General features: G+C 45.3%; 16 protein-coding genes. 13 read left to right on the top strand and 3 right to left on the bottom strand.

The features are described 5' to 3' along the window. The first annotated feature begins 27 nt into the window (after positions 1-27). The 8 genes from hpaI to D5F11_RS17390 all read left to right on the top strand — a co-directional run bounded on the left by hpaI (position 28) and on the right by D5F11_RS17390 (position 8,038). Positions 28-951 carry a 2,4-dihydroxyhept-2-ene-1,7-dioic acid aldolase gene (gene hpaI, locus D5F11_RS17425; RefSeq protein WP_120117332.1) on the top strand — a complete coding sequence of 308 codons (924 nt, stop codon included), beginning with the start codon at positions 28-30 and terminating at the stop codon, positions 949-951. A gap of 247 nt (positions 952-1,198) precedes the next feature. After that, the gene (gene hpaE, locus D5F11_RS17420) at positions 1,199-2,659 is read left to right on the top strand and encodes a 5-carboxymethyl-2-hydroxymuconate semialdehyde dehydrogenase (RefSeq protein WP_373316092.1); all 1,461 of its coding nucleotides are present in this window, start codon (positions 1,199-1,201) and stop codon (positions 2,657-2,659) included. A gap of 21 nt (positions 2,660-2,680) precedes the next feature. Continuing rightward, entirely contained in the window at positions 2,681-4,156 is a 1,476-nt protein-coding gene (hpaB, locus tag D5F11_RS17415) for a 4-hydroxyphenylacetate 3-monooxygenase, oxygenase component (protein ID WP_120117333.1), read from the top strand. Between the two features lie 13 nt (positions 4,157-4,169). Further along, a complete protein-coding gene (gene hpaD, locus D5F11_RS17410) occupies positions 4,170-5,153 on the top strand; it encodes a 3,4-dihydroxyphenylacetate 2,3-dioxygenase (protein ID WP_120117334.1) in 984 nt (327 codons plus the stop codon). 34 nt (positions 5,154-5,187) lie between these two features. Continuing rightward, positions 5,188-5,646 carry a flavin reductase family protein gene (locus D5F11_RS17405; RefSeq protein ID WP_120117335.1) on the top strand — a complete coding sequence of 153 codons (459 nt, stop codon included), beginning with the start codon at positions 5,188-5,190 and terminating at the stop codon, positions 5,644-5,646. Between the two features lie 412 nt (positions 5,647-6,058). Further along, the gene (locus D5F11_RS17400) at positions 6,059-6,853 is read left to right on the top strand and encodes a fumarylacetoacetate hydrolase family protein (protein ID WP_120117336.1); all 795 of its coding nucleotides are present in this window, start codon (positions 6,059-6,061) and stop codon (positions 6,851-6,853) included. Continuing rightward, entirely contained in the window at positions 6,850-7,635 is a 786-nt protein-coding gene (locus tag D5F11_RS17395) for a fumarylacetoacetate hydrolase family protein (RefSeq protein WP_120117337.1), read from the top strand. Before D5F11_RS17400 ends, D5F11_RS17395 begins: the two co-directional genes overlap by 4 nt. 19 nt (positions 7,636-7,654) lie before the next feature. Further along, a complete protein-coding gene (locus D5F11_RS17390; RefSeq protein ID WP_120117338.1) occupies positions 7,655-8,038 on the top strand; it encodes a 5-carboxymethyl-2-hydroxymuconate Delta-isomerase in 384 nt (127 codons plus the stop codon). A 158-nt stretch (positions 8,039-8,196) separates the two neighbouring features. Here D5F11_RS17390 and D5F11_RS17385 read toward each other — a convergent pair whose 3' ends face one another. The 3 genes from D5F11_RS17385 to D5F11_RS27935 form a co-directional block, all read right to left on the bottom strand. Beyond that, on the bottom strand, positions 8,197-9,705 hold the full coding sequence (locus D5F11_RS17385; RefSeq protein ID WP_120117339.1) for a glycine betaine uptake BCCT transporter: 1,509 nt from the start codon (positions 9,703-9,705) through the stop codon (positions 8,197-8,199). A 190-nt stretch (positions 9,706-9,895) separates the two neighbouring features. After that, positions 9,896-11,482, bottom strand: a complete 1,587-nt coding sequence (locus D5F11_RS17380) for a sodium:solute symporter family protein (RefSeq protein WP_120117340.1) — start codon at positions 11,480-11,482, stop codon at positions 9,896-9,898. Continuing rightward, complete coding sequence (locus D5F11_RS27935) at positions 11,479-11,595, bottom strand: symporter small accessory protein (protein ID WP_342776046.1); 117 nt, start codon at positions 11,593-11,595, stop codon at positions 11,479-11,481. The genes D5F11_RS17380 and D5F11_RS27935 overlap by 4 nt, the downstream gene beginning before the upstream one ends. 271 nt (positions 11,596-11,866) lie before the next feature. Between D5F11_RS27935 and pxpB the strand changes: the two genes are divergently transcribed. From pxpB to D5F11_RS17355, 5 genes are all read left to right on the top strand, one after another. Further along, entirely contained in the window at positions 11,867-12,580 is a 714-nt protein-coding gene (gene pxpB / locus D5F11_RS17375) for a 5-oxoprolinase subunit PxpB (RefSeq protein WP_120117341.1), read from the top strand. Next, positions 12,577-13,590, top strand: a complete 1,014-nt coding sequence (locus D5F11_RS17370; protein WP_120117342.1) for a 5-oxoprolinase subunit C family protein — start codon at positions 12,577-12,579, stop codon at positions 13,588-13,590. The genes pxpB and D5F11_RS17370 overlap by 4 nt, the downstream gene beginning before the upstream one ends. Next, complete coding sequence (locus tag D5F11_RS17365) at positions 13,591-14,364, top strand: LamB/YcsF family protein (RefSeq protein ID WP_120117343.1); 774 nt, start codon at positions 13,591-13,593, stop codon at positions 14,362-14,364. It abuts the gene before it with no gap. A 168-nt stretch (positions 14,365-14,532) separates the two neighbouring features. Next, on the top strand, positions 14,533-14,895 hold the full coding sequence (locus D5F11_RS17360) for a Na-translocating system protein MpsC family protein (RefSeq protein WP_120117344.1): 363 nt from the start codon (positions 14,533-14,535) through the stop codon (positions 14,893-14,895). 128 nt (positions 14,896-15,023) lie between these two features. Further along, complete coding sequence (locus D5F11_RS17355; protein WP_120117345.1) at positions 15,024-16,046, top strand: Nif3-like dinuclear metal center hexameric protein; 1,023 nt, start codon at positions 15,024-15,026, stop codon at positions 16,044-16,046. The last annotated feature ends 7 nt before the right edge of the window (positions 16,047-16,053 follow it).

The following is a 16,053-nucleotide window of genomic DNA, read 5'->3' as shown; positions in this document are numbered from 1 at the left end:
TAATTTTTATATAGGAGGATGATGAATATGTCGTTTAAAGAAGCAAAAGAAAGACTCAAAGGGTCGATTGCTCCAGTAGTTACTCCTTTTAATGAAGATGAAAGCCTTGATTTGGAAACGTTTAAAAGTCTGATTGACTGGCAGATTGAAAGTGGAAGCCACGGAATTTCCGTAACAGGAACAAGCGGTGAGCCCAGCTCCTTGACCACGGATGAAAGAGAGATTGTTATGGAGACTGCAATGAAAGCGGTCGCAGGACGTGTGCCTTTCGTTCCGGGAACAGGATCCACGAACCACAACGAAACAATGAGACTTACAAAAGCTGCACAGGAAATGGGTGCGGACGGCGCCATGGTCATCGTTCCTTACTACAACAAACCGAACCAGCATGCACTTTATAAGCACTTTAAAACGGTTGCTGACTCTGTTGATATTCCAATCATCCTATATAATATCCCTGGTAGAACAGCAGTAAACCTTGAAGTTGAAACAATCAAGCGTCTTGCGGAAGACTGCCCGAACATCATTGGAATCAAAGAAGCGAACAAAGATTTTGAACATGTGAACCGTGTGCTCCTAAAAGTGGGCCGCGACTTCAACTTGTATTCCGGAATCGAGCTTCTCTGCTACCCGATGCTTTCGATCGGCGGAGCCGGACACATCAGCGCCACCTCCAACGTTGCACCGGGACCTGTAGCCGAAATCTATAACGCATGGGCAGAAGGCGACGTGAAAAAAGCGCAAGATATGCACTTTGAAATGATGGAACTGAACGACATCCTGTTCAAGGACACAAACCCCGCAGTGGCCAAAGCAGCTCTTGGCATGATGGGCAAAATCAAGCCGGTATTGCGCAAACCAATGGATATCCCTTCAGAAGCTTTGCAAAAAGAACTTCGTGAGGTCCTCGTAAACTACGGAATTGAACTTAAAGACGAAGTGAGGAACTAATTTCATATCTTTAAAGTGTCTTGAACAGCAAGGGAAAATAAGAAGAGTACAGGGATTCGGCTTGTGGGCCGCCTCCAGGTGCCCTATCCTGTGCCGACGGTGGCCTACCTCCAGTCTGCCGAAGCTGAAGTGAAAGCGAGTTCCTGCGAACTCGCCCCCGAAACGGGAAACTTAAAGGAAGGTGAATATTTTGGCACAAAACACAGCAGAACAAGCTAAAGTTCGTGAACATACTCAGCAGTCCGATATAACCTTATTTATCAATGGCGAATTCACAGAAGCTGAAAGCGGGGCCTATTACGATAATCCAAGTCCATTTACAAACGAGAAGATCAACCGTGTAGCAGAGGGAAGAAAAGAAGATATAGAAAAGGCTGTTCAAGCCGCTAAAAAAGCGTTCAAGGAAGGCCCTTGGGGCAAAATGAAAGTTTCCGAGCGCATGAAATATATTGAAAGAATTGCAGATTTGATTGATGAAGAAGCCGAGGAGCTTTCTTATCTTGAATCACTGGATACAGGACTTCCAATCGCACAGACACGGAACATGGCGGCGCGTGCTGCGGAGAATTTCCGTTTCTACTCTCGCATGGTGCAAATAAAGCTGCACGGGGAAGCTTACATGCAAGGAAGCGAATTCGTCAACTACACAGTGTATAATCCGCTTGGTGTTGTCGGATTGATTACGCCATGGAATGCACCGTTCATGTTAACAACATGGAAAGTTGCACCAGCGCTTGCGACCGGGAACACAGTTGTTTTAAAGCCGGCGGAACTTTCACCGCTTACGGCAAACAAACTGGCTGAAATCATTCAAAAAGCAGGGCTTCCTGAAGGTGTATTCAACATCGTCCACGGATTCGGGGAAACAGCGGGAGCTTCTCTCGTAGCTCATCCTGACGTGGAAGCGATTTCCTTTACGGGGGAAACTGTGACAGGATCCGTCATTATTAAAAATTCGGCCGATACGTTGAAAAAGACTTCCATGGAGCTTGGTGGAAAATCACCGTTGATCGTGTTTGATGATGCTGATTTTGACCGCGCTCTCGATGCGGCTGTATGGGGATTGTTCTCCTTTAATGGAGAACGATGCACAGCGAACTCCAGAGTATTCTTACACAAAAATATCAAAGACAAATTCGTCGAGGCGCTAAAACAAAGAGTACAAAATATCAAGGTCGGCGATCCGATGGATTCTTCTACCCAATTGGGACCACTTATTGACAAAGGCCACTTTGAAAAAGTGAAAAGCTATATCGAAATTGCCAAAGAAGAAGGTTGCGAAGTCATCCAAGGTACAGTCCCAGAGGAGTTTAAAGCTGGCAACTATGTACCTCCGTCCTTGCTCTTAAATGCTACAAACGATATGAGAGTCGCTCAGGAAGAAATTTTCGGACCGGTTATGGCTGTCATTGAGTTTGAAACAGAAGAAGAAGTGATCGCAGCAGCAAACGATGTCAAATATGGCCTTGCTGGCTACGTCTGGACGAACGACATCAAGCGAGGACATCGCGTAGCGCAAGCAGTCGAAGCAGGAATGCTGTGGATCAATGCCCAAAATGTTCGCGATCTCAGAATTCCATTCGGCGGGACGAAAGCCAGCGGTATCGGACGCGAAGGCGGACATTATGCCATCCTGGAATTTTATACAGAACCGAAAGTCATTCATGTCGCCATCGGCGATCACCACATTCCGCAATTCGGGAAATAATGATAAGGAGAGTGAATCTAAATGCCAGCAAAAACAGGGAAAGAGTACTTAGAACGACTAAAGAAAGCGAACAACAACATTTACATTCATGGCGAAAGGGTTGACGATGTCACGGAGCACCCTGCGTTCAAGGGCGTAACAAGGTCTATGGCAAACTTATATGACCTGCAATATGAAAAACCTGAGAAAATGCTTTATACTTCTCCAACAACTGGAGACAAAGTCGGCATGACTTATAAAATTCCTGAAACAATTGATGATTTGATTGCACGCCGCGAAGCAATCCAGGAGTGGGCACGCACTTCAGGCGGGATGATGGGACGCGCTCCAGACTATATGAATGCTGAAATCATGGCAACAGGTGCTGCAGCTGACTTCTTCGCAGAAGCAGACCCTCGTTTTGCCGAAAACTCAAGGAAATACTATGAATATGCGCGGGAAAACGACTTGAGCTTAACTCATACCTTGATCCATCCGCAAGTAAACCGTGCAAAAGCACAGGCAGAGCAGAAGGATGCAAACGTTGCCCTCCACCTTGTGGAAAAAAGAAGCGACGGAATCATTGTTGATGGTGTCCGTTTGCTGGCAACACAAGGCGGCATCACAGACGAATTGATTGTCTTTCCATCCACAGTAAACAGATCTGATACGAAGGATGATCCATACTCTCTTGCATTTGCAATTCCGAACAATACGGAAGGCTTGAAATTTCTTAGCCGTGAGGCGTTTGACTATGGTAAGTCTAGCTGGGATCATCCACTTGCTTCCCGCTTTGAAGAAGGGGATGCGATTGTATCATTCGATAACGTATTTGTTCCTTGGGAGCGCGTATTCGTTTGCGGAAACGCCAGCCTCTGCAATAGGACTTTCAAAGAAACAAACGCTGTTGTCCATATGTCGCACCAAGTTGTTTCTAAGAACATCGTGAAAACGGAGTTCATTCTCGGTGTTGCACTTAGCATCATGGATGCAATCGGAATCGATCAATTCCAGCATGTACAGGATAAGGGCGCTGAGATCATGCTTGTACTCGAAACAATGCGTTCACACATGTACAAAGCAGAGCATAATGCACAAATCGATAAATGGGGCATGATGACGCCGGACTTTGCGGCACTTGATGCAGCACGGAACTGGTATCCGCGCATCTACCCACGCCTTGTCGAAATCGTCCGTATACTTGGCGCATCTGGCTTGATGGGGATACCAACACAGTCTGACTTCGAAAACGAAGATATCGGAGCGATCCTTGACCGCGGACTCCAAGGCAAAAATCTCAATGGTTACGAGCGTGTCCAACTGTTCAGATTGGCATGGGATATGACTTTGAGTGCATTTGGTGCAAGGCAGGCACATTATGAGTACTACTTCTTTGGAGATCCGATCCGCATGGGTATGACATACTTCGACGGTTACGAAAAAGATCAATATAAAGACTTCATCTCAGAGTTTCTGAAAAAGGAACCTTCCTCCAAGCCGCATTTTATAAAAGCATAAGGGGGCAAATCTGATGGACTTTAATATCATTCGTTGCGCACGTACAGTCCTACATGTAACTAACCTCGAAGCATCTAGAAAATTTTATGTTGATACACTCGGCTTTATTGAAACAGAATCAGATTCAAACAATCTGTATTTGAGAGGATTGGAAGAACATAATCATCACAGCATCCACTTGAAAAAAGCTGAAAAGCCAGCAGTGGAAGCCCTTGGCTATAAAGTGGCTTCTGACGACGACCTGGATGCGCTGGATACATTTTTTACAGCAAAAGGATTTCAGACGAAATGGATGAAAGAAGGGGAACAACATTCCCTGGGACGTACACTTCGTGTGCAGGACGTCTCGGGCCTGCCTCTCGAATTCTTTGCCAAAATGGATCATGTGGAACGTCTCCTTCAGCGCTATGACCTGTATAAAGGGGCACGCGTTCAAAGGATCGACCATTTTAACTGTATGGTAGAAGATGTGGAAAAGGCTCAGGACTTCTACATGAAAGACTTGGGCTTTGCCTGCTCGGAGTATACGGATACGAAAGAAGGCAAAGTTTGGGCAACCTGGCTGCATCGCAAGCAGACTGTTCATGATCAGGCATTTATGAACGGTGTGGGCCCGCGACTGCACCATATTGGTTTTTGGCTTCCTGATCCACTCGCATTAATTCATGCGTGCGATGTGCTGGCAGCTTCTGGGTACGGAAAAAGCATTGAAAGAGGGCCAGGACGTCATGGATTGTCCAATGCATTTTTCTTGTATTTGAGAGATCCGGATGGACACCGAATCGAATTTTATAGCGGCGACTATTTGACAAGTGACCCGGATTTCAAACCAATTCGCTGGGATATCGATGACCCGATGCGCCAGACATTCTGGGGACACGCAGCGCCAGATAGCTGGTTCAACGAAGCCTCTGTTGTTTTGGATGTCAACAGCAGCAAGGAAGTGCCGACGAAGAAACCGAAACTTGCCCAGCGGAAGCCTGAATTTGTGATATAAGACACAGGGAAAAAGAAAAAAGGGGGAGAGCGGAATGGACGATCGTCTGTTTAGAACAGCAATGGGGAAATTCGCAACGGGAGTTACAGTCATCACAACAAAGGTTGGGGAAAATGTTCACGGCATGACAGCCAACGCATTTATGTCAGTGTCCCTGAACCCGAAGCTCGTCCTCATCTCCATCGGAGAAAAGGCGAACATGAACCAACTCATCAAAGAGTCCGGAAAATTCGCCGTCAGTGTGTTAAATGAGGGACAGCAGGACCTGTCTGCTTATTTTGCCGGCCAGATCAAAGAAGAGAGGGACGTGGGGTTCGATACATTCAACGAAATGCCAGTCATCAAAGATGCGCTTGTTAACCTGACGTGCAATGTTCACGAATCCGTGATTGCAGGAGATCACACGCTATACATTGGTGAAGTGACCGACCTTCGCGTGACAGATGGGGAAGCGCTCGGATTCTTCGAGGGTAAATATAGAAAGGTTGTTTAACTTCATTCAGCAGAAGTCTCCCACTTCTGTAAGTTGTTAGATGAAAGCATATTAGTATTCCATTCAGTGGGGGTTCAAACCCCGGCTGAATAAAGTCAAAGCCTTCGGCGGATGCCACAGATTTTTAGAGGAAATTTATCGAGTGAAGCTCGATAAAATCTGGGCGCAAATACGCCAAGGCGCATTTGATAAGGGGTCCCGCCCGTCTTCATGATTTTTTGGAAGACGGACGGGATGTTTCTGTCGGAGCCTGTGTATATGCGAAAGAACTTGCATTGAACTCGTAGTAAGGGAAGGCGTGTCCGCTTCTTTATTCGTTGAAGCGGTGAATCATAGAGGGGCTATGGAACCTTATTTGGGGTAAAAACGAAGTCTAATTAGTATTTTTTCGAAAAAAATAAGGAGTGATAATATGAGTCTTGTGAAAGCGAGCCTGCAAGGGCTTGGCGTTTGGGATGAGATTCAGGTAAATCCACTTGAAGCAACGGTTGAATTGCATGGACAAAAACAGTCTGTTTCACACGTATCCTGGAATCCGCCCGTAACAGGAACCATTTATGGCGTGTTGTTGAACTATCAGGGAGAATACAATGAATTAAAAGGGCAATTCAATGAGGCGCCTTATAAGCAGCCTCCGAAAGCTCCGATTTTATATATCAAGCCTGCCAACACATTGTCAGGTTGTAATCAACCCATTCCGCTTCCGAAAAGGGAGGAAGAGCTTGTGGTCGGCGCAGCGCTTGCGGTCGTGATTGGAAAAACTGCTACTCGCATCAATGCGGATGATGCGTACGAATACATTGAGGGGTACACGATTGCGAATGATGTCAGCATTCCTCATGAAAGTTATTACCGCCCTGCAATCAAGCAGAAAGCACGCGACGGATTCTGCCCAGTCGGGCCGTGGATCGTTTCCCAGGACGACGTGACGGACCCGGGGCAGTTGGAAACACGCGTGTACATCAATGGAGAATTGAAGCAGCAAAATAATACGAAGAATCTGATCCGTTCAATTCCTACTTTACTAAAAGATGTGACTGAATTTATGACCCTTCGAAAAGGCGATGTCTTGCTTGTTGGTGTTCCAGATCAGCCGCCGCGCGTAAAAGACGGTGATGAAATCCGCATTGAAATTGATGGAATCGGCGTTTTGGTGAACAGGGTTGTATCTGAGGAAAAGCTGGCTGAAGGAGGTTATGCATCATGAAACAGGCACGGGTAGCTTGCTTTGGTGCGGTGCACGATGTTGTTGAAAAGGACGGGAAACTTGAACTTTTAGATGGCCGGGTTGTTTCCGAAGATGAAGTTGTATGGCTTCCGCCAATCGAACCGCGAACCACATTTGTTCTGGCATTGAATTATTCCGACCATGCTGGTGAGCTTGCTTTTAAAGCACCTGAAGAGCCGTTGGTCTTTTTAAAAGGGCCAAACACATTCATTGGCCATAATGCACAGACACGCCGGCCGGCAGACGTTACATATATGCACTATGAGTGCGAGCTGGCAGTTGTAATCGGGAAAAAGGCCAAAAGTGTGAAGCGTGAAGATGCCTACGATTACGTCAAAGGCTATACCATCGCGAACGACTACGCCCTCCGGGACTATCTCGAAAACTATTATCGTCCAAATCTTCGGGTGAAAAACCGCGATACATGTACACCTCTGGGACCGTGGTTCGTGGACGCTGCTGATATCGAAGATCCGATGAATCTGAAGCTCCGTACTTATGTGAATGGTGACCTGAAGCAGGAAGGAACAACAAAGGATATGATTTTCGACGTTCCCTACCTGATTGAATACCTGAGCAGCTTTATGACATTGGATGAAAATGACATCATTTTAACGGGAACACCAAAAGGAACAGTGGACGTTGTTCCTGGTGATGAAGTCATCACAGAAGTTGAAGGGCTAGGCCAGCTGAAAAATACAATTGTTGGAGATGAAGCTTTTTCCATCAAAAGCAGTCCTGAAAAAAGCGCAGTCAAATAACTGAGGAGGTGGATTTTAGATGCCTCATGTCATCGTTGAATACACGGACAACATTAAAGAGGAAGCCCATATTGAAGCCTTGTTGAAAAAAATAAACCAGTCCCTCATCGACAGCGGCGGTGTCTTTCCGATTGCAGGAATTCGTTCACGGGCTATCGAATTGAAGGATTATTTTGTCGCGGATGGATCAGAAGACGATGCATTTGTTCATGTCGCATTGAAAATCGGAGGCGGCCGCTCCGAACAAGAGCTGACGAAGGCGTGCGACAAACTATTTGAGATGATTAAAGAGCACTTTGCCGACCTGTTTGAAAAAAGATATCTTGCTTTATCCATGGAGGTAGAAGAATTTTCAAGGCCTACCTATAAACAAAACAACATCCATAAGCGATATAAAAAATAGTCTAGAGAGAGGTTGGAGCGCAGGCAGCTGAAACGGCGGCCATGCGCTCTAATCTTCTTATAAAGTCTCCCTATCCAAAAAAGAGTACAGCGCCTTCATACCCACTCATTGGATGGCTGCATTTAAAAAGACCGGCTGTGTGGCAGCCGGTCTCTACATTAAGCTCTTTTCCTTCGTTGAAGCTCCAACTCTCTCCGCTCCTGACGAAGCGCTTTGTAAATGGAAAGCATCATTAGTATCATAATCATTGAAAAAGGGAACGCTCCAATAATGAGCGCGTTTTGCAATGCTTGCAGCCCTCCACTATATATAAGAATAGAGGCCATCGCAGCAAGGAAAAATCCCCAAACCACTTTTACACTGTTTGGCGGGGTCAGGGAGCCATAAGATGTCTGCATGGCAAGAACAAAGGTAGCTGAATCGGCAGATGTAATGAAAAAAATTCCGATCAAAATGACAGCGACCACTGATAGAATGGCCGAAAATGGCATTTCATTAAAGACAGCAAAAAGCACTTCTTCTGTTGCATATTTTGTCAAGTCGACGGCTCCAGCTAATTGAATGTCAATGGCAGTTGTTCCAAAGACAGCAAACCAAATGAAACTGACGATGACAGGGAGGATTAAGACACCAATCATGAATTCGCGTATCGTCCTTCCTTTGGAGACACGGGCAATAAAGATACCGACGAACGGAGCCCATGAAATCCACCAAGCCCAATAAAATATTGTCCAGTCATTGATCCATCCACGATTGCCCTCATTAAGCGGTGCAATCCTAAGACTCATTTGAATAATGTTTTGCACGTATGCTCCAATCGTATCCGTAAACAAATTCAGGATCAACAAGCTGGGACCCAGAATAAAAACGAGCGCCAACAATACAATGGCCAGAATCATATTTGTATTACTCAAATATTTGATCCCTTTGCTTAAGCCTGACCATGCTGACATGATAAACAAGGCGGTGACTATGAGGATGATTATCAACTGGATAGTGAAATTGTGCGGGATTCCAAACAGATAGGCAAGCCCTCCATTAATTTGCACAGCTCCGAATCCAAGGGTTGTTGCTACCCCGATAACGGTTGCAGCAACGGCGATGATGTCAACGAGCATCGCAAGCCTGCTGTGGGCATATTTTCCCAAGAGGGGACTGAGCGTTGCACTAATCAAACCTGGTCGTCCTTTACGGAAATTAAAATAGGCAAGGCAGAGGCCAACCAAAGCATAGACAGACCAGGCATGGATCCCCCAATGAAAGAATGTAAAACGCATGGATTCTTTGATTGCGGCATCCGTTCCTGGATCAGCCATAGGAGGGGCAACCGCATAATGGGAAAGAGGTTCGGCTGATCCCCAGAAAACAAGCCCGATCCCCATGCCCGCAGAAAATAGCATGGCAAACCATGTCGGCTTGGAATATTCGGGTTGATCATCCTGCTTCCCCAGCTTCACGGATCCCACTGGGCTAAAGATAAGAAAAAGACAGAATGCGACAATGACCGTGACCAAAATTAAATAATACCAGCCAAAACCTGAGGTAATCACTGACTCAATATTTGATGTAGCTGCCTCAAATTGGTCAGGGGCGGCCACACCGAAAACGACAGCGACCATCAAAATGGCAGCCGATACCCAAAAAACACTTGAGACTTTACTCCACAAAATGATTTCTCTCCTTCCATAAATGGAGATCGATGCGATATTTTTTCAACATGCCTAACCATAGCAATGTTAATGGAATGATTCAAACATTTAATATACCTTTTAAAAAAATGTCATAAAATAAAGGGGTCTGACCCCCATCACATTAAAGCATTAACGCTTTAACGTAACGGGGGTCAGACCCCTAAGGTCAAGAGGCGGTATGGTCTGAAACTGAAGAGCCTGCTTTGAGTTGTTGTTTTTTGCCTGTTGCGAGGCTTACTGCAATAAAGACAATCGTCGATAAGGGAAGAGCGTAAAACATCGGATCGACAAATGTCCATGGAAATCCGAGCAAAGTGGTTTTGCCGAAAATTGCTTTGGAAACTCCAAGTGCCGCAGCTTCTTTTTGATGCAAAAACAGAAAACCAAAAACGCTGACAACAAACCCTGTAATTGTACTGGCCACCGCGCCTTCCTTGGTCGATTTTTTCCAAAAAAGAGCTCCAATCAATGTGGGCAAAAACCCGGCCGCACAAATCCCGAACCAGAAGGCTGTTGCCTGGGCAATGACCCCAGCCGGCATGATGTAAGCAAGGACAACCGCCGCCACAATACCGATCAACACGCCCAAACGAGAGAGGCTCATGCCAAATAGGGATTGAAAGCCCATATTTTTTAAAATATCCTCTCCAAAAGCCGAGCCTTGCAAATGGATCAATGAACTGATTGTAGATATAGTCGCCGAGAGCAATGTCAAAGTAAACAAGTAAATGAACCAATCAGGCATCAGTGAATTGATAAACGTTGGAATGACCAAATCAACATTTCCTTTTGCTGCATCAATGGCCAGCATTCCGGCCGTTTCCTGAAAATAGACGTTTGTCAGCGGGCCAATCATATAGGCTGCACCTGTCATGAAGAATATGAAAATCCCCCCGACAAGGACAGAACGGTAAAGTGAACGGTTATCCTTGACTGTCATGCTGCGCATGGCCAACTGCGGCTGAGCAAGAACGCCGATACCTACACCCATGATGATGGTGCTGACAATTGTCCACCAAAGTGGAGAACCGAAAGCAGGCATCGAAGTCCAGCCTTGGTGACCCTGTTCAACGAGATTCTGCGGAACCAAATCCTTCATTGCAGTCAAAGCATTATGAGCTACCTCGACTCCGCCAAGGGTTTTGTACGTCGTCACCAAGAAAATAATCATTCCAAAAAGCATGACGATGGCAGCAAATGCATCCGTATACATTACGGCTTTAATTCCACCTGTAATGACATACACACCAACAATCATGGCAAGAATCAAAAGGGCCACATTGAAATTCATCGAGAGAGTCTCTTCCAAAAATCGTCCGCCGCCGATCAAGACAATACTTGTATACGCAGGCATGAACAGGAAAATCATGGCTCCGGAAAAAATGGTCAGAAACTTAGAGTTGTATCTTTTTCCGAGCAAATCCGAGAATGTGTATGAATCCAATTCGAGGGACAGCTTACGGATCCTTGTCCCAAATACGGCAAACGCTACCCCGACTCCAAGAACAATATTTAAAAGTGCTAGCCAAAGCAGGCTGAAACCATATAGAGAAGCAACGCCGCCAAACCCGATGATCGAAGATGTACTGATAAAGGTCGCTCCATAAGAAAGGGCCATGACTGTCGGACTAATGCTGCGTCCACCGACAAGGTAATCGGATTCTGTTTTTGTCTGCTTATAGCCGTAATAAGCAAGCGCTGACATAATACCGATGTAAACGAGAAACAAGGCAGCAAGAACAGGATAATTCATTCTGAATCCGCCCCTTTATTCCACATGATGACTCCGAATACAACACAGCCGACCATAGAAATCACAGTACCAATCCATCCCAAAACAATCATAAAATCTTCCATTCCTAACATTTTTGTTTCCTCCTCATAGTCAAAAACGCTTACATTCCATTAATTGCAAAATGGGGAAAGATAGAGAAATGACTGAAATATCATATAAACTATAGTATATATTATCATATATGATTGTCAACACTCCCTGAATATCAATTTTGATAACTATAAGGTCTGGTGATAAAATAGGTTCAACAAAGGTGTCAGGCATAGTAACTTTAATGCTTGGCATCCATACAAATTGAACACTCGGGTGTCTGGTTCCCGAACAATTCACTGAGGTGAAGACATGGATTACAAACTGTGTATGCTCGGAGACAACGCGGTGATGATAGAACTGGGAGCAGAAATCAATGAAGAGATACAGCAGAAGGTTCAAACAGTAAGCCGCCTTTTAGACGAAAATAACGAAGAATGGCAGATAGAATATATACCGACTTTTACAACCGTCACTTTATATTATGATCCTTATCAAGCTTCCAAGCTCGCAAAAGGAAACGAACTTCCATACGAAGCTGTTTCCGATAGAATAAGAGAAATTTTATCAGCGAGTTCAGCAAATACAAAAATCAAGCAAAGAGTCGTGGAAATTCCAATCTGCTATGGAGGGGAGTTCGGCCCGGATTTGTCTTTTGTCGCAAAGCATAATGGGTTGACACCCGAAGAGGTCGTTCACATCCATTCAAGCAGAGAATATCTCGTCTATATGCTCGGATTTGCTCCTGGCTTTCCATACTTGGGGGGAATGTCTGAGAGAATAGCTGCTCCAAGACGCGCCACGCCAAGACCAAAAATCCCTTCCAGATCATTGGGAATTGCAGGCAGTCAAACCGGCATCTATCCCATCGAAACACCGGGTGGCTGGCGGTTGATTGGCAGAACACCGCTCAATCTTTTTCAGCCTGAAAAAGAAGAGCCTTCATTGTTGAAAGCAGGCGATAAAATCAAGTTTAATCCCATCAATGCAGAGGCTTATTATCATTGGGAGAATTCACAGTCATGATTCGAATGTTGAAGTCCGGACTGTTAGATACAATTCAGGATTTGGGAAGAACCGGTTACCAAAAATACGGAGTTATCGTTAGCGGGGCAATGGATCCGCTCGCTCATCGTCTGGCGAATGTGCTCGTCGGCAACCTTGAAAAGGAAGCTACGCTTGAGATGACTTTATCAGGACCAGTGATACTATTTGAAACAGATGCCCTGATCGCCATTTGCGGCGGCGATCTGAGTCCGTCGATAAATGGAGAGTTTGTACCTATGTGGCGCCCTGTACTTATCAAAAAAGGGATGAAATTGCAATTCAGATATGCGAAAAAAGGCTGCAGGGCCTATTTGGCCGTTGCAGGCGGGTTTGACGTTCAGCCTGTGATGGGAAGTAAGTCAACCTATTTGCGGGCTAGCCTTGGGGGGTATCAAGGCCGATCCTTGCAGGCTGGCGATACGCTTTTATTTGGAGAGCCCTCTGGGGCTTCAGAAAAACTGATGGCTGGACTGTCTACTAGAGGTGACGACGGGTCTTTTATTGCGAGCAACTGGTGCATTTCCGAAGATATTTATCCTTATAGGAAGCGTCCTGCTGCAATTAGGGTGCTAAAGGGTCCCCAATTTGATTGGTTCGATAAAAATAGCCAGTTGGAGTTTTACCAAAAAGAATTCAAAGTTTCCTCTCAGTCAGACAGAATGGGGTATCGGCTGGAAGGCCCGGATTTGGTGCTCGAACAGCCGAAGGATATGATCTCCGATGCCATTAACTTTGGATCGATCCAGGTTCCGCCTGACGGAAGTCCGATTATTTTGATGGCTGACCGTCAATCAGTGGGTGGTTATCCAAAAATCGGGAAAATTGCTTTGATTGATTTGCCATCAGTTGCACAGACAAAGCCGGGGGAGGGAATCTCTTTTACTGAAGCCACCACTGAAGAAGCGCAAGTTTTATATATTGAAAGAGAGAAGCTTATCGCACAAGTGAAACTGGGAATTTTTTTAAAAATAAGCCAGGAGGAAAAGTGAATGCACAAGGTTGATCTCAACTGTGACATGGGTGAAAGCTTCGGGAGCTTTGTCGTTGGAAATGACGATGCACTCCTGGATTTTATCACATCCGCTAACATCGCCTGTGGGTCCCACGCGGGAGACCCGTCAACAATGAAAAAGACTGTGAGAAAAGCATTAGAAAAGAATGTAGCCATTGGGGCTCATCCGGGGCTGCCGGACCTGCAAGGATTCGGGCGTAGAGAAATCAAGATTTCTCCTGAGGAGACCTACGATCTAGTAGTCTACCAGATCGGGGCATTGCAGGCGTTCGTCAAATCCGAGGGCGGAAAATTACAGCACGTCAAACCCCATGGTGCTCTATTCAACATGGCAGCCAAAGATCCGGCTCTCGCAGAAGCCATCGCCGAGGCGGTATATAAAGTCGAACCGGAGCTTATTTTGTTCGGATTATCCGGTGCGGAGCTCGTCAAGGCTGGAAAAAAAATCGGCCTCAGGGCCGCAAACGAAGTTTTTTCCGACAGAACCTACCAACATGACGGTACACTTACTTCCCGGCTTGAAAAGAATGCATTGATTACCGATCACGAGATGGCTGCTGACCAGGTAATCCGGATGGTCAAAGAAAACAAAGTGAAAACAATACAGGGACAGGACATTTCTATCCAGGCGGAAACCGTCTGTATTCATGGCGATGGAGAGAGTGCCCTGGAATTTGCAAGGTCTATCCCGGAAGCTTTAAAGAAGGCAGGAATCCAGGTGGAGCCGATCGGGGAATTTTTGGGGAGGTAGCCAGCAGTAAGGATGGTTTGTTAAGGACATCCTTACTGTAAAGATGATGGTATATAAAATACATTTTTTAAAAAAACAGTCATGTAAGGGTTTACAATAGTAAAAGAGTGTGGTAGATTACTGTTTAAGTATTTGGAATCTTCTTATCGAAAAGAAGGAGAAAATTGAATGAAACTGGTTGTAGGCCATTTTAAACAGGAGTTGATAAAGGATTACAATGAGCTCAATTTGCGCATGTTCGATATCGGCGTTAAAAGTCAGAAAGTAGAAATTGTGGGAGATAAGATATTAATCTTCGCCAATCATAAGAGGATTCCTTCTCTTAAACATTTGGACGAGTTTAATCGCTTAGTAACCCGCATGACAGATGTCGCCATTATTGACAGCCATAAAGAGCATTTTAAGAAATTAGTTGAAGGTAAGTACGGGATGCATGTCATTTCTATTTTAAAGGACTACGATCCGTCTATGGAATTGGCAGTAACCATCATTGTACTTGATCAGGATGTCAGCCAATACTTATCCAATTAATTGTAAATGACTGGTCAAATGAACTCGTTTGAGCGCATAAAAACCGTCAGTGCTAATCTGCAGATGTCTATCTGCCTGATTTGTGCTGGCGTTTTTTTATATTAAAAAAACAAAAAGGAGGAAAATGCATGCATACTGTTGAGGATGTTTTAACGGCATTAGATGAGATTACTGGTGGGAGAGTGATTCATTCACTCAACGAAGTGTACAAGCAGGAGCATCCATTTGTCATAAAGAAATCTTCTAACTTACCAGGAAAGGACATTATCGAAACTCCGGGACTGGTTTATGGAGACCGCAATAGGGAGGTGAAAAAGATTGCAGTAACGATGACAATGACAGAGGGGTCGATTGAACTTGCCGGCGCAACCGGGGTAGATGCCATTGTCGCCCATCATCCAATTGCAGAGGCAGCGAATTCCGGTGGGGTTACCTTGAAAAACTATCTCGATTTATATGACATTTCAGCATTTGAGCTTCATGAAGCGTTTCATGGATTGCATCCCGGAATTTCTTTTTTACACGGGCATGAGGTGTATCGTACCGACATTTCATACGGGGGACTTGAAGGGAATGTCCTGTTTGTCGGAAAGGCTCTGCCCGGCGTAAACACGCTCGGTGATATTTTAAGCCGCCTGCATTCCTTTATGGGATTGGAAGAGGAAAATAATTTGCTTTTCTTAGAAAAAGAAATTCGAAAAAATTCAACCATGACAGAAACAAGTGTAGTCACGCATGGGAGGATTCTTCGGGGGGAAGCAGAAAATCCAGTGAACAACCTTATTCATATTTTTCCACATACCGGCTTTACACCTGACCATTTGCGGCAGGTAGCGAAAGAGCATCCGGAAGCTGATACTGTTCTTGCTTCCATCAGCCGTGTGTATGATGGACATGAATTGATTCGAACAGCGGAAGAGTTGAATTTGAACTTTCTCGTTGGAAACTGTCATGTACTGGAAATACTTGAAAATGGATTGCCGCTTGCCTACGCCCTAGACATGCTTCTTCCCGGTGTTGAGGTGATGGTTTTCAGGGAACGAGTGACAAGTCTACCGGCAAGAGCAGTTGGAACGCCGCAAATGATGGAGTATGCGGAGAAAATGGCGTCAAAGTATTTGGTGAAGAAGAAGCTTGCTGAACTATCCTAATAAAGGA

Origin of the sequence: Siminovitchia terrae (assembly GCF_003605405.2) — a bacterium.
Taxonomy (GTDB): domain Bacteria; phylum Bacillota; class Bacilli; order Bacillales; family Bacillaceae_C; genus Siminovitchia; species Siminovitchia terrae.
The sequence above is the reverse complement of the archived record's forward strand: the minus strand, read 5'-3'. Positions and strand labels throughout refer to the sequence as shown.

Coding starts and splice junctions, on each gene's coding strand:
- pxpB (WP_120117341.1), top strand. CDS start 11,867: ATGGATTACAAACTGTGTATGCTCGGAGACAACGCGGTGATGATAGAA.
- D5F11_RS17360 (WP_120117344.1), top strand. CDS start 14,533: ATGAAACTGGTTGTAGGCCATTTTAAACAGGAGTTGATAAAGGATTAC.
- hpaB (WP_120117333.1), top strand. CDS start 2,681: ATGCCAGCAAAAACAGGGAAAGAGTACTTAGAACGACTAAAGAAAGCG.
- D5F11_RS17355 (WP_120117345.1), top strand. CDS start 15,024: ATGCATACTGTTGAGGATGTTTTAACGGCATTAGATGAGATTACTGGT.
- D5F11_RS17400 (WP_120117336.1), top strand. CDS start 6,059: ATGAGTCTTGTGAAAGCGAGCCTGCAAGGGCTTGGCGTTTGGGATGAG.
- hpaD (WP_120117334.1), top strand. CDS start 4,170: ATGGACTTTAATATCATTCGTTGCGCACGTACAGTCCTACATGTAACT.
- D5F11_RS17380 (WP_120117340.1), bottom strand. CDS start 11,482: ATGAATTATCCTGTTCTTGCTGCCTTGTTTCTCGTTTACATCGGTATT.
- hpaI (WP_120117332.1), top strand. CDS start 28: ATGTCGTTTAAAGAAGCAAAAGAAAGACTCAAAGGGTCGATTGCTCCA.
- D5F11_RS17365 (WP_120117343.1), top strand. CDS start 13,591: ATGCACAAGGTTGATCTCAACTGTGACATGGGTGAAAGCTTCGGGAGC.
- D5F11_RS17390 (WP_120117338.1), top strand. CDS start 7,655: ATGCCTCATGTCATCGTTGAATACACGGACAACATTAAAGAGGAAGCC.
- D5F11_RS17370 (WP_120117342.1), top strand. CDS start 12,577: ATGATTCGAATGTTGAAGTCCGGACTGTTAGATACAATTCAGGATTTG.
- D5F11_RS27935 (WP_342776046.1), bottom strand. CDS start 11,595: ATGTTAGGAATGGAAGATTTTATGATTGTTTTGGGATGGATTGGTACT.
- D5F11_RS17395 (WP_120117337.1), top strand. CDS start 6,850: ATGAAACAGGCACGGGTAGCTTGCTTTGGTGCGGTGCACGATGTTGTT.
- D5F11_RS17405 (WP_120117335.1), top strand. CDS start 5,188: ATGGACGATCGTCTGTTTAGAACAGCAATGGGGAAATTCGCAACGGGA.